Source organism: Agrococcus terreus (assembly GCF_014645235.1).
GTDB lineage: Bacteria > Actinomycetota > Actinomycetes > Actinomycetales > Microbacteriaceae > Agrococcus > Agrococcus terreus.
Map to the genome: position 1 here is coordinate 466,242 of NZ_BMLM01000001.1, position 20,261 is coordinate 486,502.

Here is a 20,261-nt window from a genome sequence, read left to right on the forward strand (position 1 = left end):
ACCGGCCCTGGCGTGGATGCGAGCCGACACGCCGGATCGACTGGACAGCGGATGCCTCGCGGCGTAGTGTTGGACTTTGCGCTCACAGACATCCCCTCTGCCTTCATATTGCGGTCGGCGCGCGCCCTCACCGGGCGCTCCAGGGTGTTGACGAGTCTCTCACCGACGACACGATCCCGGGAAGACCCGCAACCCTTCCCGGCCCGGAGGTATCTGCCTTGGCTGAACTGAGCCCCAAGTCCGGTCGGAACGCGAGCCGACTGAGCTTCGCGCGCATCACGGACACCCTGACCGTCCCCGACCTGCTGGCCCTGCAGACCGAGAGCTTCGAGTGGCTCATCGGCGACGAGGCCTGGCGGAGCCGCCTCGACGAGGCGCAGTCGGCCGGTCGCGACGACGTCCCGGCCCAGTCGGGCCTCGAGGAGATCTTCGAGGAGATCTCCCCGATCGAGGACCTGAGCGAGAAGATGCAGCTCTCGTTCTCGGAGCCCGTGCTGGACGTCCCGAAGTACACGATCGACGAGTGCAAGGAGCGCGGCAAGACGTTCGCCGCGCCGCTGTACGTGTCGGCCGAGTTCATGAACCACGAGACGGGCGAGATCAAGTCGCAGACCGTCTTCATGGGCGACTTCCCGCTCATGACCGAGAAGGGCACGTTCATCGTGAACGGCACGGAGCGCGTCGTCGTGTCGCAGCTCGTGCGCAGCCCCGGCGTCTACTTCGAGCGCACCCCCGAGAAGAACTCCGACAAGGACGTCTACTCGGCCCGCGTCATCCCGAGCCGCGGCGCCTGGCTCGAGTTCGAGGTCGACAAGCGCGACGCCGTCGGCGTGCGCATCGACCGCAAGCGCAAGCAGTCCGTCACGGTCTTCCTCAAGGCCCTCGGCCTCACGAGCGAGGACATCGCGCAGGAGTTCGCCGGCTACGAGTCGATCCTCGCGACGCTCGAGAAGGACGCGCCGATGACGAAGGAGGACGCCCTCCGCGACATCTACCGCAAGCTCCGTCCGGGCGAGCAGGTCGCCGCCGAGGCCGCCCGCGCGCTCCTGGACAACTTCTACTTCAACCCGAAGCGCTACGACCTCGCGAAGGTCGGCCGCTACAAGATCAACCGCAAGCTCGGTCTCGACGTCCCCATGAGCGACTCCGTGCTCTCGGTCGACGACATCGTCGCGACGATCAAGTACCTGGTCGCCCTCCACGCCGAGCAGACGACGCTCCCGGGCGTCCGCAAGGGCGAGGCCGTCGACATCCGCCTGGACGTCGACGACATCGATCACTTCGGCAACCGTCGCATCCGCGCCGTCGGCGAGCTCATCCAGAACCAGGTCCGCACGGGCCTGGCGCGCATGGAGCGCGTCGTCCGCGAGCGCATGTCCACGCAGGACATCGAGGCGATCACCCCGCAGACCCTGATCAACGTGCGCCCCGTGAGCGCCGCGATCAAGGAGTTCTTCGGCACCTCGCAGCTCTCGCAGTTCATGGACCAGAACAACCCGCTCGCGGGCCTGACCCACAAGCGCCGCCTCTCGGCGCTGGGCCCGGGCGGTCTGAGCCGTGAGCGCGCGGGCGTCGAGGTCCGCGACGTGCACCCCTCGCACTACGGCCGCATGTGCCCGATCGAGACCCCCGAGGGTCCGAACATCGGCCTCATCGGCTCGCTCGCGACGTTCGCGCGCATCAACTCCTTCGGCTTCATCGAGACGCCGTACCGCCGGGTCGAGAACGGCGTCGTCAGCGACGTCGTCGACTACCTGACGGCCTCGGAGGAGGACGACTTCGTCGTCGCGCACGCCAACAACCGCCTCGACGGCAAGGGCCGCTTCGTGGAGGACCGCGTCGTCGCCCGCTCGAAGGGCGAGGAGGTCGAGCTCGTCGCGCCGTCGGCCGTCAACTACATGGACGTGTCGCCGCGCCAGATGGTCTCGGTCGCCACGAGCCTCATCCCGTTCCTCGAGCACGACGACGCCAACCGCGCGCTCATGGGTGCGAACATGCAGCGCCAGGCGGTGCCGCTCGTCCGCAGCCAGGCGCCGTTCGTCGGCACCGGCATGGAGGGCTTCGCCGCGATCGACTCCGGCGACGTCATCACCGCCGAGAAGGCGGGCGTCGTGGCCGAGGTCTCGGCCGACGTCGTCTCGATCCAGCTCGACGAGGGCGGCACGCAGCAGTACTACCTGCGCAAGTTCGACCGCTCGAACCAGGGCACGTCGTACAACCACCGCGTCATCGTCTCGGCGGGCGACCGCATCGAGGCCGGCGAGGTCATCGCCGACGGCCCCGCGACCGACCAGGGCGAGCTCGCGCTCGGCAAGAACCTGCTCGTCGCGTTCATGCCGTGGGAGGGCCACAACTACGAGGACGCGATGATCCTCAGCCAGAACCTCGTGAAGGACGACGTGCTCTCGTCGATCCACATCGAGGAGTACGAGGTCGACGCGCGCGACACCAAGCTCGGCAAGGAGGAGATCACCCGCGACCTCCCCAACGTCGGCCAGGACCTGCTCGCCGACCTCGACGAGCGCGGCATCATCCGCATCGGCGCCGAGGTCGTCCCCGGCGACATCCTCGTCGGCAAGGTCACGCCGAAGGGCGAGACCGAGCTGTCGGCCGAGGAGCGCCTGCTCCGCGCGATCTTCAACGAGAAGAGCCGCGAGGTCCGCGACACGTCGCTCAAGGTCCCCCACGGCGAGCAGGGCACCGTCATCGCGGTGAAGCAGTTCCGCGCGGAGGACGGCGACGACGAGCTCGGCTCAGGCGTCCACGAGAAGGTCGTGGTCTACATCGCCCAGAAGCGCAAGATCACCGAGGGCGACAAGCTCGCGGGACGCCACGGCAACAAGGGCGTCATCGCGAAGATCCTGCCCGAGGAGGACATGCCCTTCCTCGCCGACGGCACCCCCGTCGACATCGTCCTGAACCCGCTCGGCATCCCGAAGCGCATGAACTTCGGCCAGGTGCTCGAGACACACCTCGGGTGGATCGCGAAGACGGGCTGGAAGGTCGAGGGCACGCCGGAGTGGGCCGAGGGCCTCGACCCGCGCACGCTCGAGGCGCCGAAGGACACGAAGGTCGCCACCCCCGTCTTCGACGGCGCGACCGAGGAGGCCATCATCGGCCTGCTCGACTCGACACTGCCGACGCGCGACGGCGACCGGCTGATCGACGGCTCGGGCAAGGCCCGGCTGTTCGACGGCCGCTCGGGCGAGCCGTTCCCGTACCCGATCTCGGTCGGCTACATGTACATCCTGAAGCTCCACCACCTCGTCGACGACAAGATCCACGCTCGCTCGACCGGCCCGTACTCGATGATCACCCAGCAGCCGCTCGGTGGTAAGGCGCAGTTCGGCGGCCAGCGCTTCGGCGAGATGGAGGTGTGGGCGCTCGAGGCCTACGGCGCGGCGTACACGCTGCAGGAGCTCCTCACCATCAAGTCGGACGACATCGTCGGCCGCGTGAAGGTGTACGAGGCGATCGTCAAGGGCGAGAACATCCAGGAGCCCGGCATCCCCGAGTCCTTCAAGGTGCTCATGAAGGAGATGCAGTCGCTGTGCCTGAACGTCGAGGTGCTCAACGCCGCCGGCGAGGTCGTCACGCTCCGTGACGACGAGGACGAGGCGCTGCGCACGGCCGAGGAGCTCGGCATCAACCTCTCCCGGCCCGAGATGTCGTCGATCGACGAGATCTGATCCGGCCGCAGCATACGAATCTTCAGACAAGAGGGAACACATTGATCGACGCAACCACGTTCGATGAGCTGCGGATCGGCCTCGCGACGGCCGAGGACATCCGCGCCTGGTCCTACGGCGAGGTGAAGAAGCCGGAGACCATCAACTACCGCACGCTGAAGCCGGAGAAGGACGGCCTGTTCGGCGAGCAGATCTTCGGCCCGTCGCGCGACTGGGAGTGCGCGTGCGGCAAGTACAAGCGCGTGCGCTTCAAGGGCATCGTCTGCGAGCGCTGCGGCGTCGAGGTCACGAAGTCCTCGGTGCGCCGCGAGCGCATGGGCCACATCGAGCTCGCCGCCCCGGTCACGCACATCTGGTACTTCAAGGGCGTGCCGAGCCGCCTCGGCTACCTCCTGGACATGGCGCCGAAGGACCTCGAGAAGGTCATCTACTTCGCCGCGTACATGGTCATCCGGGTCGACGCCGACGCTCGACACGAGCGCCTGCCGCAGCTCGAGCAGGAGCTGCGCCTGAAGACCAGCGAGATCGAGAAGCGCCGCGACGCCGACATCGCGGAGCGCCTCTCGCAGCTGGAGGCCGACGTCGCCCAGCTCGAGGAGGAGGGCGCCAAGGCCGACCAGAAGCGCAAGGTGAAGGATGCGGGCGAGCGCGAGATGGCGCACATCCGCAAGGTCGCCGACGACGAGATCGCCCACAGCGAGCGCGTCTTCGACGACTTCCGCACCCTGAAGGTCGGCGACCTCAAGGCGGAGGACGCGGTCTACCACGACCTCGTCGACCTCTACGGCGAGTTCTTCGACGGCCACATGGGCGCCGAGGCGATCAAGCTGCGCCTCGAGGCGTTCGACCTGGCCGCCGAGGCCGAGCTGCTCCACCAGCAGATCGCCGAGGGCAAGGGCCAGCGCAAGATCCGCGCGATCAAGCGCCTCAAGGTCGTCAACTCGTTCCTGCAGACGGGCAACAGCCCGGCCGCGATGGTCCTCGACGTCGTCCCGGTGATCCCGCCGGAGCTGCGCCCGATGGTCCAGCTCGACGGCGGCCGCTTCGCGACCTCCGACCTGAACGACCTGTACCGCCGCGTCATCAACCGCAACAACCGCCTGCGTCGCCTGCTCGACCTCGGTGCTCCCGAGATCATCGTGAACAACGAGAAGCGCATGCTGCAGGAGGCGGTCGACGCCCTGTTCGACAACGGCCGTCGCGGCCGTCCCGTCACGGGCACCGGCAACCGCGCGCTGAAGTCGCTCTCGGACATGCTGAAGGGCAAGCAGGGCCGGTTCCGCCAGAACCTGCTCGGCAAGCGCGTCGACTACTCGGGCCGCTCGGTCATCGTCGTCGGCCCGCAGCTGCAGCTGCACCAGTGCGGCCTGCCGAAGCAGATGGCGCTCGAGCTGTTCAAGCCGTTCGTCATCAAGCGCCTCATCGACCTGGGCCACTCGCAGAACATCAAGCACGCGAAGCGCATGGTCGAGCGGTCGAAGCCGCAGGTCTGGGACGTGCTCGAGGAGATCATCCGCGAGCGCCCCGTGCTGCTGAACCGCGCGCCCACGCTGCACCGCCTCGGCATCCAGGCCTTCGAGCCGCTGCTCGTCGAGGGCAAGGCCATCCAGCTGCACCCGCTCGTCTGCTCGGCGTTCAACGCCGACTTCGACGGCGACCAGATGGCTGTCCACCTGCCGCTGTCGGTCGAGGCGCAGGCCGAGGCCCGCGTGCTCATGCTCGCGTCGAACAACATCCTGAAGCCGTCCGACGGCCGACCGGTGACGCTGCCCACGCACGAGATCGTGTCGGGCCTGCACCACCTGACGTCGGTCAAGAAGGACGTCGCAGGCGAGGGCCGTGCGTTCTCGTCGGTCGCCGAGGCGATCATGGCGATGGACCAGGGCTCGCTCGACCTGTGCGCCACGGTGCGCATCCGCCTCGAGGGCCTCGTGCTCCGCGAGGACGAGCGCCCCGAGGGCTTCGTCGAGGGTGAGCCGTTCCTGCTCGAGACCACGCTGGGCCGCGCGCTCTTCAACGAGCTCCTGCCCGCGGACTTCCCGTTCGTGCAGCAGGTCGCGACCAAGCCGGTCATCTCGCAGATCGTGAACGCGCTCGCCGAGGGCTACCCGAAGACGGTGGTCGCGTCGACGCTCGACAAGATCAAGGACGCGGGCTTCCACTGGGCGACCCGCTCGGGCATCTCGGTCGCGCTCTCCGACGTCATCACGCCGGAGCGCAAGGGCGAGATCGTGGGCGAGGCCGAGACGGCCGCGCGCAAGATCGACGAGAAGTTCTCGAAGGGCCTCATCACGGCCGCGGAGCGCCGCTCGGACCTCACCGAGCTGTGGACCAAGGCGACGAACGAGGTGCAGAAGGCGACGCAGGACGCGTTCGACGAGGGCAACTCGATCTACCGCATGGTCACCGCCGGCGCGAACGGCAACTGGATCCAGGTCCGCAACATCACCGGCATGCGCGGCCTCGTGACGAACCCGAAGGGCGAGGTCATCCCCCGTCCGATCATCTCGTCGTACCGCGAGGGCCTCACGGTGGCGGAGTACTTCATCGCCACCCACGGCGCGCGCAAGGGCTCGGCCGACACCGCGCTCCGCACGGCGGACTCGGGCTACCTGACGCGTCGACTCGTCGACGTCTCGCAGGACGTCATCATCCGCGAGGACGACTGCGGCACCGAGCGCGGCCTCGACACCCCCATCGCGGAGGTCATCGACGGCCAGCTCACGCTGCACGAGAACGTCGAGTCGGCGGTCTACGCCCGCAACCTCGCGACGGACGTCGTGGCGGCGGACGGGACGGTCCTCGCGACCGGCGGCTCCGACATCGGCGACCGCGAGATCCGCGCGTTCATCGAGGCGGGCGTCGAGTCCGTCAAGGTGCGCTCGGTGCTCACGTGCGAGTCGGCGGTCGGCGTCTGCGCCCACTGCTACGGCCGCTCGCTGGCCACCGGCAAGCTCGTGGACATCGGCGAGGCGGTCGGCATCATCGCCGCCCAGTCGATCGGCGAGCCCGGCACCCAGCTCACGATGCGCACGTTCCACACGGGTGGTTCGGTCGGCGCGAGCGACATCACGCAGGGTCTGCCCCGCGTGACGGAGCTCTTCGAGGCCCGCACCCCGAAGAACGCCTCCCCGATCGCCGAGGCCGCCGGCCGCGTGCGCATCGAGGAGGACGAGAAGTCGAAGCGCATCGTCCTCACGCCCGACAACGGCGACGAGGAGCTGGCCTACCCGGTGCTGCGCCGCGCCACGCTCGAGGTCGCCGACGGCGACCACGTCGAGCAGGGCCAGCAGCTCCAGGTCGGCTCGGTCGACCCCAAGGAGGTGCTGCGCGTGCGCGGCGTCCGCGAGGTCCAGAAGCACCTCGTCTCGGGCGTCCAGGACGTGTACCGCTCGCAGGGCGTGCCGATCCACGACAAGCACATCGAGGTCATCGTGCGGCAGATGCTGCGCAAGGTCACGGTCGTCGACCACGGCGAGACGGACCTGCTGCCCGGTGAGCTCGTGGACCGCTCGCGCTACAACGAGCTGAACCGCGCCGCGCTGACCGACGGCAAGAAGACCGCCTCGGCCCGCCAGGAGGTCATGGGCATCACGAAGGCGTCGCTCGCGACGGAGTCGTGGCTCTCGGCCGCCTCCTTCCAGGAGACGACCAAGGTGCTCACCGAGGCGGCCCTGGCCGGCAAGCGCGACCCGCTGCTCGGCCTCAAGGAGAACGTCATCATCGGCAAGCTCATCCCCGCGGGCACCGGCCTGTCGCGCTACCGCGACGTCACGGTCGAGGCCACCGAGGAGGCGAAGGCGGAGCGCTACCCGAACCGCCTGTTCGCCGACGCGGGCGGGGTCGACGAGTCGGACCTCTCGTACCTGGACTTCGACGCCTTCACGGGCGGCGAGTACGGCTCCGAGGAGCCGGGCCAGTACGTCTGATCCATCCCACGCCGCAGGGGCCGCATCCGAAAGGGTGCGGCCCCTGCCGCGTCCGGCCCCGAACGGGGTGGCGCACGGCTCGCGCGGCCCGCGCGTGCGTAGGATCGGGCGACGGCGCGGCACCGAGCCCGCCGCTGGAGGGATGACCATGAGCGACGAGCAGCCCACGTCGTGGCGCGAGCGCTTCTTCGGCACGCGCCCCGAGGACACGGCCGACGAGGCGACGGCGCCCCCTGCGGACGCCACTGCCGACGGCCCTGCGCGGAGCGAGGCCGACGCGGAGGTCGCCTCGACCTCGGTCGCCGAGCACGACGACCACCAGCCGCTCGTGGAGCACGAGCCCGCTGCCGACACCGCGGTGCTCGACGAGCAGCCGCACGCGGACGGCGGCCACGACGCGGGCCACCACGCGCACGACGACGGCTCGATCGAGCCCACCGTCATCGCGCCGTCGAGCCTGCGCGGCCCCTCGCACTCCGCGGCGCACCCCGACGACTCGCGCGCCGACCGCGCCTCGTCGCTCGAGCAGCCCGCCGACGAGCCGGCCGACGGCCCGCCCGCGCTCGTCGAGCCGCGCCGGCCCTCGTTCGGCCTGCGTCGGCAGACCGACCCCGACGACGCCTCCTCCGCCGACGCGGGCGCCGTCCCGGCGCACGACGCGGACCAGCGCGCCGATGCGGCGCGCGCCAACGGCGACCACGACCTCGCCGACCACGACCGCGACGGCGGCGCCCCCACCGCGCCGCTCGCGGCCGCGGGCGCCGGTGCCGCGGGCGGCATCGCCGCCGCCGCGGCGAGCCGTCGCCAGGAGCGCACCGAGCGCGAGTTCGTCGAGCCCGAGCCCACGCAGGCCATCGACCAGCAGCGCGCCGACGAGCCGACGCAGGCGATCGACGCTCAGCGCACCGACGCCGGCGACGACCGCACCCGCGTGCTCGACGCGCAGCCCGAGCAGCGCACCGAGCGCTTCGGCATCGTGCGCGACGGCGCCACGATCCCGGTCGACGACGAGACCGGCCGCGCCGCGGCCGCCGGCGGCACCCCCATCGTGCTCGTCGAGGAACCGCAGCCGCCGCGCCGCAAGGGCGCCCGCGGCGTCGGCTTCGCCGTCGCCCTCCTCGCGGCGATCATCTTCGCCGCGCTCTTCGCCGCCGCGTTCTTCGCGGTCGGCTACCTCTTCGACCGCGACTTCGACGCGCTGCAGACGGCGCAGGAGGTGTGGCTGCGACCGTCGTGGCTGCTGCCCGTCATCGTGTTCTTCGTCGCCTACTGGCTCGTCACGCTCATCGTCAACCGCGCCGGCTGGTGGGCGCACGTGCTCGGTGCGTTCATCGTCGCGATCCTCGTCTACGCCGCGCACATCGGTGGCGCGTACATGGAGGAGCTCGGCGGCTGGGGCGAGTACGCGTCGGTGCCCGGCATCGCGCCGCAGGAGCTCGGCCAGCTGCTGCTCGCGCCGCTCTCGGTGCTCGCGTTCGTCATCGCCCGCGAGGTGCCGGTCTGGGTCGGCGGCATCGTCGCCCGCCGCGGTCGCCGCGCCCGCGAGTGGAACCGCCAGGCCAACGACGACTTCCAGCGCGAGAACGCGGAGCGGCTGGAGGCGTACGAGCGCTCCCGCGGCTGATCGCAGCAGCAGACCCACTCCAGAGGGGCAGGCCTGAGCAGGGCCTGCCCCTCTGGGCATCATCAGGAGTGATGGTGCGGATATCGGACACACGTTCAGGATCGGGTCGTTCGCCCGTGGCAGAATCATCGACGGTCACGTTCGCGCATGCGCGCGCGGCCGCGTGCGTGGATCGGACCGGGGGAGAGGGGCTGCCGCGTTGCTGCGCTGGATCAAGCGCCACCGCAGGTCGTCTGCGGCCGGTGCTCTCGTCACGGCTGTGTCGGTCGCCCTGGGCGTGCTCGCGTTCACCTACGAGGGCTTCACCACGACCGACGTCGACCTCAACGACGGCGGCGTCTGGGTCACGAAGACCGAGACGCTGCAGCTCGGCCGCATCAACGTGCAGGCCGAGGAGCTCGACGCGGGCCTGATCTCGCCCACCGCCAACCTCGACGTGCTCCAGGACGGCGAGCGTGTCCTCCTCCACAACCGGGAGGCCTCGACCGCGATCGTCGTCGACCCCGTGCAGGTCGCCACCGGCAACGGCATCCAGCTGCCCCCGCAGGGCGAGATCTCGATGGACGCCGGCGTCGTCTCCGTGCTCGACCCCGCCGACGGCAACCTCTGGGCGATGCCGTACGACGAGCTCGCCGCCTTCTCGCCCGAGGGCACCGATCCGCTGCTCGAGCTCGGCGAGGGCGCCGCCGCGGTCGTCGGCCGCGACGGCACCGTGCACGCCGTCTCGCCGCGCGAGGGCCAGCAGGTCGAGATCCGCCTGGGCGAGGACGGCGCCCTGGAGGAGCCGGAGCTCCGCGACCGCGGCGAGCTGACGGGCATGCAGGATCCCGTCGTCACCGCCGTCGGCGCCGACGCGGTCACGATCGACGTCGCCACCACGACCCTCCTCGTCCCCGGCGGCGCCGTCGAGGTGCCCGAGGACGCCGCGGTGCAGCTGCCGGGCGACGCCGCCGACCGCGTGATCGTCGCGACGCCCGAGAGCCTCGTCCGCCAGCCGCTCTCCGGCGGCGACGCCGAGGTCGAGCAGCGCGTCGGCGGCGGCGACGCCGTGCGGCCCGTGCAGCTCGGCGGCTGCGTGCACGCGGTCTGGCCCGCGAGCGCCACCTACTACCGCGACTGCCAGGACGACGCCGCCGACCTCGACGTGCAGGTCGACGGCATGGACGGCTCGCCCGTCGTGTTCCGCGTGAACCGCGACGCCGTGGTACTGAACCAGTACCAGGAGGGCTCCTCCTGGCTGCTCGCCGACCAGCTCATCCTCGTCGACAACTGGGAGGACCTCATCCCCCCGCAGTCGCAGGAGGAGAGCGAGGAGCAGGACGAGGAGTCGACCGAGGACCTCCTCACCAACCAGCCGCCGCCCATCAACGAGGAGAACAGCGACCCCGTCGCGAACGACGACGGCTTCGGCGCGCGGCCGGGGCGCTCGACGCTCCTGCCGGTGCTCTGGAACGACTCCGACCCCGACGGCGACGTGCTCACCGCCTCCGTCATCAGCGGCCTGCCGCAGGGCGTGACGGTCGCCCCGGTCGCCAACGACTCCCAGCTGCAGGTGCAGCTGCCCGCCGACTACCCGACCGGATCGTTCTCGTTCCGGTACCAGGTGCAGGACGGCCGAGGCGGCGACGACGACGCGCAGGTGACCGTCACGGTGCGCGGCGAGGCCGAGAACACGGTGCCGGAGCCGCTGCGCGAGCAGGCGTTCGCGGTCGAGCAGGGCGGCGAGTACGAGTACCAGGTGCTCGACAACTGGTTCGACCCCGACGGCGACGACATGTACCTGGTGGGCGCCGTGTCGGACTCGGGCGACACCATCCGCACCGACCCCTCGGGCCGCCTCATCTACGTCGCCACGGGCGAGGTCGGGATCCAGACCGTCACCGTGACGATCTCGGACGGCCGCGCGGAGACCACGGGCGAGGTCACCGTCGACATCCGCGAGCGCGGCGACGCGCCGCCGCTCGCGAACGCCGACTTCGTGCAGATGGTCGAGGGGCGCGAGGCGACGATCCGGCCGCTCCTCAACGACTTCTCGCCGTCCGGCCGCCCCCTGCGCCTCGCGTCGGTCGAGCCGGCGGCCGGGCTCGACATGACGTGGGACGCGAACGCGGGCACGATCCGCATCACCGACGGCCCGATCGGCACGCACTACATGACGTACCTCGTCGCCGACGGCCCGCTGCCGAGCACCGGGCGCATCCGCGTCGACATCCGCACGCCCGACGAGGAGGCGCGCCCCATCGCGGTGCGCGACGTCGCGCTCGTGCCGCAGGGCGGCTCGACGCTCGTCGACCTGCTGCAGAACGACGTCGACCCCGCGGGCGGCGTGCTCGTCGTGACGCAGATCTCGCTCGAGAACGGCGCCCCGGTCACGGTCGAGCTCCGCGACCGCCGCATCGTCTCGATCGTCGACAACCGCGGCCTCGACTCGCCCTTCCGCTTCACCTACACCGTCTCGAACGGCCGCTTCTCCGAGACGGGCACCGTCGAGGTCATCCCGGTCACCCCGCCCGAGCAGCCGCGGGCGCCCGTCGCGGTCGACGACCGCGCGACGATCCGCGCGGGCGACTACGCGACGGTCGACGTGCTCGGCAACGACTTTTCGCCCGACGGCACGCCCTTCGAGCTCGTCGAGCAGATCGTCGAGACCAGCTTCGAGAGCGACGCGGTCGGCGTCGCGTTCATCGCCGAGGGCAAGCTGCGCGTGCACGTGCTCGCCGAGGAGCCGCCGACCCGCGCGACGGTGACCTACGAGGTCAAGGACGACTTCGGCAACCGCGACTCCGCGACGGTCGCGCTCACGATCGTGCCGCGCGAGGCGGAGCAGAACGCGCCGCCGGCGCCCGTGACCGTGACGAGCCGCGTGCTCGCCGGCTCGACCGTGCGCATCCCGATCCCGCTCGAGGGCATCGACCCCGACGGCGACGGCGTCGAGCTCGTCGGCTACGACACGGCGCCCGAGGGCGGCCGCATCCTCCCGGAGATCGGGCCCGACTTCTTCGACTTCGAGGCGTTCCCCGACAGCTCCGGCGCCGTCGACTTCACCTACCGCGTGCGCGACCGCTACGGCGCGGAGTCGACCGCGACGGTCGTGATCGGCATCGCGCAGGCATCCGACGTCAACCAGCCGCCGTTCGCGCAGACCGACGAGGTGACGGTGCGGCCCGGCCGCGCGATCGCGATCGACGTGCTCGCCAACGACACCGACCCGGACCAGGATCCGCTCTCGATCGTGGTGGACGGGCTCCAGGACCTGCCCGAGCAGCTCTCCGGCGCCACCGTGAACCCCGAGCGGCAGACGGTCGACATCGTCTCGCCGACCGAGGTGGGCACCTACCAGTTCACGTACGGCATCGTCGACTCCAAGGGGGCTCCCGCGCGGGGCACCGTCGTCGTCGACGTCGCCGAGGACGCGCCGCTGCTGGCCCCGATCGCGCGCGACGACCCGCTGCCGCGCGACGGCGTGGTGCTCGGCGAGCCGCTCGACGTGCCCGTGCTCGACAACGACCTCGACCCCGACGGCGACCCGAGCGAGCTCGACGTCTCGGTCGTCACGGGGCCGGGCACCGTCACGGCGGCCGGCGCGGTGCAGGTCGTGCCGAGCGAGGCGTTCCAGGTCGTGACGTATCGCGTCACCGACATCGACGGGCTCACCGCCGAGGCGTTCGTCTCGGTGCCGCCGGTGCGCGACCAGGCCCCGTTCGTCTCCCGCACCGAGCCGATCCAGATCCCCTCGGGCGAGCTGCGCGAGATCCCGCTGCGCGACTACGTCTCCGTCCCGAGCGGCAAGCCGCCGCGCATCACGACGGGCGACTCCGTCACGGGCGTCAACCACGACGACACGGGGCTCATCAAGGACACCCAGACGCTGCAGTTCCGGTCGCCCGCCGGCTACGTTGGTCCTGCGTCCATCACGTTCGAGGTCACCGACGGCTCCGGCCCCGACGACCCCGAGGGCATCACGGCGATGCTCACGATCCCGATCGAGGTCCTCCCCTCGAGCGCGGTGCCGCCGACCTTCGCGGGCACGGTGCTGCGCCCCGAGGCGGGCGAGGGGTCGACGACGTTCGACCTCCGTGACGCGACCACCGATCCCGACCCCGGTGACCTCGAGGACATGCGCTTCGAGCTCGCCGGCGGCAGCATGGCCGGGGTCACGGTCGGGCTCGACGGCCCGATCATCTCGGCGGACGCGGTCGTCGACGCGGTCCCCGGAACGACCGGATCGTTCCAGATCGTCGCGATCGACCCGGCGGGCAACCGCGCGCCCGGCACCGTCGTCGTCGAGGTCGTGGCGACGAACCGGCCCCTCGCCGAGGCACGTCCCGACTCGGGCGAGGCCACCGCGAGCGAGCCCATCATGATCGACGCCCTCGCGAACGACTTCAACCCGTTCGCGACCGATGGCCGGCCCCTGCGCATCATCAGCGCCGAGACCATCGCGGGCCAGGGCGCCGTCGCCAACAGCGAGCGCGACGTCACCATCACGCCTGGCGCCGACTTCTCGGGAGTCCTGACCGTGCGCTACACGGTGCAGGACGCGACCGAGCGCACCGAGCGGCAGGTGACGGGCACGATCACCCTCAACGTGAAGGCCCGCCCCGACGCGCCGCCGCGCCCGAACGTCGACGCGGTCGGCGACTCGCAGGTCACGCTCACCTGGGCGCCGCCGCCGTCGAACGGCGCGCCGATCCAGACCTACACCGTGCGCTCCGTCGACGGCGCGATCAGCCAGGACTGCGCCGCGACGACGTGCACGATCACGGGCCTGTCGAACAACGTCACGTACCGCTTCCAGGTGACCGCGACGAACGAGGTCGGCGAGTCCGACCCGTCGACGCCCTCGAACGAGGCGCGTCCGGACGTCCGTCCGGAGCAGCCTGCGCCGCCGACGGTCGAGCGCGGCGACGGCCAGGTCGCGCTGACGTGGGAGGCGCCGGTCAACAACGGCTCGCCCATCCAGTACTACACGGTCGAGATCTCCCCGCCCGCGCCCGGCGGCGTCGTGCAGCAGCAGGTGCAGGGCACGAGCTACACCTGGGGCAGCCTCACGAACGGCGTCTCGTACACCTTCCGCATCCAGGCGACCAACCTCGCGCCCGAGCCGAGCGACTTCTCCGCCTACTCGCAGGCCGTGACGCCGGCGGGTGCGCCGTTCCAGGTGGCCTCCGTCCGCGCGACGCCCGACCGCTCGATCCCGGGCGAGGTGCAGGTGCGCGTCGAGTGGGACTACCCGCCGGGCCAGAACGGCATCGACGGCAACAACGGCGCGGCCATCACCGGCTACACGGTCACGCCCTCCAACGGGGCGGCGGCGCAGACGGTGAGCGGCACGAGCGCGAACTTCGGCTTCGACGCGACGGGCCAGAACGTGACGTTCACGGTCGTGGCGAACAACGACGTCGGCTCCGGCCAGCCCTCGCCGCCGTCGGCGCCCATCCGCGTGTTCACCGCGCCGGGCGCGCCCTCGGACGTGTCGGCGACCGACGGCAACACCGACTCGGTCGTCACCTGGACGCCGGGCGCGAGCAACGGCCTCCGCGCCGACGAGATCCGCTACGAGATCACGGGCGGCGGCGCGGGCGCGCAGTCGTTCGGGCCGGGCGGGACGTACACCCGCATGGACAACAACGGCGGGCCGTACACGTTCCAGGTGCGGGCCTACGCCGTCGTCGACGGCGTGGAGTACTCGAGCGGCACGACGTCGGCGAGCAACCAGTCCCGGCCGTTCGGGGCGGTCGGTGCTCCCTCCGCATCGGTCGCAGACCGGCAACAGCGCCAGATCACGTTCGCATGGAGTTCTCCGCAACCGAACGGCCGATCACTCACCACCGAGATTCGTGTAGACGGGGGAGCTTGGCGATCGGTCGCCGCGAGCGGCAGAGAAACCGTCGGAGGGGCGCCAGGGTCAGACCATTGGCTCGAGGTGCGCGTGACGTCAAGTGCGTTCGACGCCAACAACGATCCGTTGTCAGGTCATGGATCCCAACGATCCTCCAATCGAGCTGACGGAAGAATCCCAGACCTCCCCGAACCGAGCCTCAGTCTCAGCAAGGGCGGGCAGGTCACGGCTCCGAACGGCCAGATCGGCACGAACTACGTCCTGACCTGGACCGATCTTGTGCCAGGTCAGCAGTACCGGTACGAGTGCTACTCCACCCGTAGCGGCAACTTCCAGGGCGGCACATGGACGGCGCCCAGAGCGAATGGGACGTCGCCTCGTGACACCTACACGTTCTGCATGTCCGGGTATAGCGGCCAGGGATGGATGACTCTCTCCGCGAACGGCAAGACCTGGACAACCCAGCGAGTGGACTGGCCATGACGTCACATGAACAGGAAAGCGAAGGCGCCCGATGACCCCCATGACCCGCGAGCAGGCGACGTGGTTCGCCGAGACGTTCCAGCGCCTCGTCGACAACGTCGGCACGGTCGTGCTCGGCAAGGAGGACGTGATCCGCCTCGCCTTCACGACGATGCTCTCCGAGGGCCACCTGCTCCTCGAGGACGCCCCCGGCACCGGCAAGACGCAGCTGGCGAAGTCGATGTCGGCGACCGTGCAGGGCACGAACCACCGCATCCAGTTCACGCCCGACCTGCTGCCCTCCGACGTCACGGGCGTCACCGTCTACGACCAGAAGACGCAGGCGTTCGAGTTCCACAAGGGACCGATCTTCGCCTCCATCGTGCTCGCCGACGAGATCAACCGCGCGAGCCCGAAGACGCAGTCGGCGCTCCTCGAGGTCATGGAGGAGGGCCGCGTCACCGTCGACGGCACGCCCTACGACGTCGGCCGCCCCTTCATGGTCATCGCGACGCAGAACCCCATCGAGCAGGCCGGCACGTACCGCCTGCCCGAGGCGCAGCTCGACCGCTTCCTCATGAAGACGTCGATCGGCTACCCGGGCCGCGAGCAGACCGTGCGGATCCTCGCCGGCGCCTCGAACCGCAACGCCTCCTCCGGCGTCACCCCGGTCATCACGACGGGCGCCATCGCCGAGATGGTCGACCTCGCCGCGACCGTCCACGTCGACGAGGCCGTGCTCGACTACGTCGCGCAGCTCGCCGAGCACACGCGCGACTCGAAGGACACGCGCCTGGGCGTCTCGGTGCGCGGCGCGATGGCGCTCATGCGCGCCGTCAAGGTGTGGGCCGCGAGCCGCGGCCGCGCCTACGCGCTGCCCGACGACGTCAAGGAGCTCGCGCAGCCAGTGTGGGCGCACCGCGTCGTGCTCGACCCCGAGGCGGAGTTCTCGGGCGTCACCGGCGACCGCATCATCGACCGCGCGATCGCCGACATCGCCGCCCCGCAGGACCGGCAGCAGGCCGCGTGACGACGGCGCCCGAGCGGGCGACGTCAGCCCCCGCCCCCGACACCGACACCGCGACCGGCACGACCGGCAGCACCGCATCCGGCACCACCCGGCTGCGGCGCATCGCCGAGCGCGAGCGCACGCCGCTGCAGCGGCTCGTCGACGGCGCCGTCGGCGCCGGCTCGCCGCTCGACGGCGCGCGCCGCGCCGCCGGACGGATGCTGCGCGACCGCGTCGTGCCGGTGCTCGAGCCCATCACGGGCTTCGGATGGGCGGTGCTCGTCGTCACGGTCGCGGCGCTCGTGCTCGGCATCATGCTCGGCTGGAAGGAGCTCATCGTGATCGGCATCGCCGGCGCGCTGCTGCTGCTCGCGGGCATCGCCTTCATCATCGGTCGCAACCGGTACCGGATCGAGCTCGACCTCGCCTACACGCGCGTCGTCGTCGGCGAGCGCGCGCTCGGCCGCATCGAGATCCACGCCGCCTCGCCCAAGCCGCTGCTGCCGGCCACCATCGAGGTGCCCGTCGGCCGCGCGCTCGCGTCGTTCCACCTGCCGCGGATGCGGCCCGGCGACGTCCACGAGGATGTCTTCGCGATCCCGACGAGCCGCCGCACGATCCTCCAGGTCGGCCCGGTGCGCTCGGTGCGGGGCGACCCCGTGGGCCTCCTGCGCCGGCAGGTGAAGTGGACCGACCCGGTCGAGCTGTTCGTGCACCCGAAGACGGTGCAGCTCGACGAGACCGCGCCGGGCCTCATCCGCGACCTCGAGGGCATCACCACGCGCGACCTCACGAACAGCGACATCGCGTTCCACGCGCTGCGCGACTACGTCGCGGGCGACGACCGCCGCTACATCCACTGGAAGTCGTCCGCGCGCACCGGCTCGCTCATGGTGCGCCAGTTCGAGCAGACCCGGCGCAGCGTGCTCGCGCTCGGGCTCTCGACCAACCCCGAGGACTACGCCGACCCGAGCGAGTTCGAGACCGCCATCTCGGTGCTCGGCTCCGTCGGCCTGCAGGCGGTGCGCGACGAGATGGACGTCGTCGTGCAGACCTCGCGCCGCACCCTCCCCGCCACCACCGGCAAGCGCCTCCTCGACGGCCTCTCGGGCGTCGAGTGGTCGCCGCGCCACGACCGCTTCCTCGACCTCGCCGCGACGATCGGCCAGGCCCACGCTGGCGCCTCCGTCGTGCTCCTCCACGCAGGCGCCGTCGTCGACCCGGCCCTCGTGCGCCGTGCGCGCACGCTGCTGCCGTCGCAGGCGCGCGTCATCGTGGTGAGCGCCGTGCAGGGCGCGAGCCCGCGCATCCAGCCCATCGGCGACGTGGTGCTCGCCACCGTCGGCGCGGTCACCGACCTGCCGCGCGTGATGCGAGGGGTGGCGCTCCAGTGAGGGCACGTCCCCGTCGCCTGCTGCCGCGCACGCCGCGGGAGGCCGCGGTCGACTGCGCCGCGATCCTCGCGGTCATGCTCGTCGCGACGCTGTCGTTCGGCCCCGTCTTCGGCGGCGTCGCCTACCTCGTCGCGGGCATCGGCGGCGCGCTCGCCGGCATCGGCGTCGGCATCGCCACCTCGCTCCGGCCGCTGCGCGGCTGGCTCATGACCGCCGCGGGCGTCGTGCTCGTGATCGTCGTGCTGGGCCCAGCGCTCGCGGTGCCGCGCGCGACGATCGGCGGCGTGATCCCGACGCTCGACGCCTGGCGCGAGCTGCTGCTCGGCGTCGTCTACTCGTGGAAGGGCCTGCTGACGGCCGAGCCGCCCGCCGAGGGCTTCCCGAGCCTCCTCGTCGTGCCGTTCCTCACGACCCTCGTCACCTCCACCGTCGCCACGGTGCTCGCGCTGCGGCTCGGCCGCGGCGCGCCCTTCGCGATGATCCCCGCGTCCGTCGCGCTGATCGTCGGCATCGCCTTCGGCACGAAGATCGCCTTCTGGCCGATCGTGCTCGGCGTCGTCGTCGCCGGAGTGATGGTGGGCTGGTGCTCGTGGCGCCGCGAGGCGTGGCGGACCGGGCTCAACGAGGAGGTCGAGGTCACGAACGACACGCGGCACCGCGGCCAGGCCCGGCGCCAGCGCACGCTCGGCGCCGTCGGCATGGTCGCGGGCGCGCTGCTCGTCGCGGGCCTCGTCAGCATCCCCGTCCAGCCGCGCGACCGCGCGGTGCTGCGCGACGTCGTCGAGCCGCCCATCGAGCTCGCGGAGTACCCGAGCCCGCTCGCCGGCTACCGCACCTGGAACAAGAACTTCGAGGACGAGACGCTGCTGACGGTCTCGGGCATGCCCGAGGACGGCCGCCTGCGGCTCGCGACCTTCGACTACTACGACGGCACCGTGTACGCGGTGGCGGGCAGCCAGCAGACGAGCGGCTCCGGCACGTTCTCGCGCATCGGCGACGAGGTGCTCACCTCGCAGTCCGGCGACCCCGCGAGCGTGCGCGTCGCCATCGACGCCTACACGGGCATCTGGGTGCCCGACATCGGCTTCCTGCAGGCGCTCGACTTCGACGGCCCGCGCGCCGACCAGCTCCAGGGCTCGCTCCACTACAACGCGCAGACCGGCACGGCGATCGCGCTCGACGGCCTGGGCGCCGGCGACTCCTACGCGCTCGACGCGATCGTGCCGCAGCAGCCGTCGGTCGACGAGCTCGAGGGCGTCCCGGTGACGGAGCTCCAGGTGCCGCAGGCGGCGGTCGTGCCGGACCTCCTCCAGGCCTGGGTCGTCGAGCACGGCTCGAGCGGGCAGTCGAAGCTCGAGAACATCGTCGCGATGCAGCAGCTGCTGCAGGCGGGCTCCTTCAGCCACGGCCTCGAGGACGACGCGATCCCGTCGCTCGCGGGCCACGGCGCCTCGCGCATCCAGTCGATGTTCGAGCGCGACGTGCTCGTCGGCGACGACGAGCAGTACGCGACCGCCTTCGCGCTCGCGCTGCAGCGCATCAACGTGCCCTCGCGCGTCGTGATGGGGCTCTACCCCGACGACGGCTTCCCCGGCGGCGACGCCGAGGTCGAGCTCACCGGCGGCGACATGCACGCCTGGGTCGAGATCCCCTTCGAGGGCTACGGCTGGGTGCGGTTCGACCCGACGCCGCCCGAGGAGAACCAGGACATCCAGCCCGAGCCCGAGCCGCAGCCCGAGCCGAAGCCGCAGGTGCTCCAGCCGCCCCAGCCGCCCGAGGAGCCGGCCGAGATGTCGCCCGACACCGTGGCCGAGGAGGGCCAGGAGGAGGACGAGGAGCTCGAGGACCGGTCGTGGACCGTCTGGCTCTGGGTGGCCGGCTCGATCCTGCTGCTCGTGCTGCTGCTGCTCTCGCCGTTCCTGATCGTCGGCGCCATCAAGGCCGCCCGCCGCAAGCGCCGCTTCCGGGCGGAGCGCGAGAGCGACCGCCTCGCGGGCGGCTGGCACGAGGTGGTCGACGAGGCGGTCGACCTGGGCCTGCTCGTGCCCGCCGGCGTCACCCGCCGCGAGGTCGCCCGCGAGGTCGAGGATCGCTACCCTCGATCGCGAGCGACCGAGATCGGCGAGTTCGTCGATGCGGGCGTGTTCGGCCCGGGCGAGCCCGAGCGCGAGGACGTCGACGCCTTCTGGCGCGACGTCGAGCGCAGCGTCGAGGGCATGCGCTCCGAGGCGTCGCGCCGACGGAGGGTGCTCGGCAGGCTGTCGCTGCGCTCGTTCGTGCGGCGCAGGGGCGAGCGACGGCGACGAGGATGA

General features: G+C 71.3%; 7 protein-coding genes. All 7 read left to right on the forward strand.

The window, feature by feature from the left end:
• Positions 1-218: 218 nt before the first annotated feature.
• The 7 genes from rpoB (at position 219) to IEW90_RS02375 (ending at position 20,261) form a co-directional block, all read left to right on the forward strand.
• Complete coding sequence (gene rpoB, locus IEW90_RS02345) at positions 219-3,689, forward strand: DNA-directed RNA polymerase subunit beta (protein ID WP_188715648.1); 3,471 nt, start codon at positions 219-221, stop codon at positions 3,687-3,689.
• 41 nt (positions 3,690-3,730) lie between these two features.
• On the forward strand, positions 3,731-7,618 hold the full coding sequence (rpoC, locus tag IEW90_RS02350) for a DNA-directed RNA polymerase subunit beta' (protein WP_188715650.1): 3,888 nt from the start codon (positions 3,731-3,733) through the stop codon (positions 7,616-7,618).
• Between the two features lie 148 nt (positions 7,619-7,766).
• Positions 7,767-9,242, forward strand: a complete 1,476-nt coding sequence (locus tag IEW90_RS02355; RefSeq protein WP_188715652.1) for a hypothetical protein — start codon at positions 7,767-7,769, stop codon at positions 9,240-9,242.
• 259 nt (positions 9,243-9,501) lie between these two features.
• Positions 9,502-15,567: an Ig-like domain-containing protein gene (locus IEW90_RS02360; protein ID WP_188715654.1), complete on the forward strand. Its 6,066-nt coding sequence runs from the start codon at positions 9,502-9,504 to the stop codon at positions 15,565-15,567.
• Between the two features lie 31 nt (positions 15,568-15,598).
• Positions 15,599-16,576 carry an AAA family ATPase gene (locus tag IEW90_RS02365; protein ID WP_188715656.1) on the forward strand — a complete coding sequence of 326 codons (978 nt, stop codon included), beginning with the start codon at positions 15,599-15,601 and terminating at the stop codon, positions 16,574-16,576.
• Positions 16,573-17,949 (forward strand): DUF58 domain-containing protein, encoded by a 1,377-nt coding sequence (locus IEW90_RS02370; protein ID WP_188715658.1) that lies wholly within the window; start codon positions 16,573-16,575, stop codon positions 17,947-17,949. The genes IEW90_RS02365 and IEW90_RS02370 overlap by 4 nt, the downstream gene beginning before the upstream one ends.
• A complete protein-coding gene (locus tag IEW90_RS02375; RefSeq protein WP_188715660.1) occupies positions 17,946-20,261 on the forward strand; it encodes a transglutaminase TgpA family protein in 2,316 nt (771 codons plus the stop codon). The genes IEW90_RS02370 and IEW90_RS02375 overlap by 4 nt, the downstream gene beginning before the upstream one ends.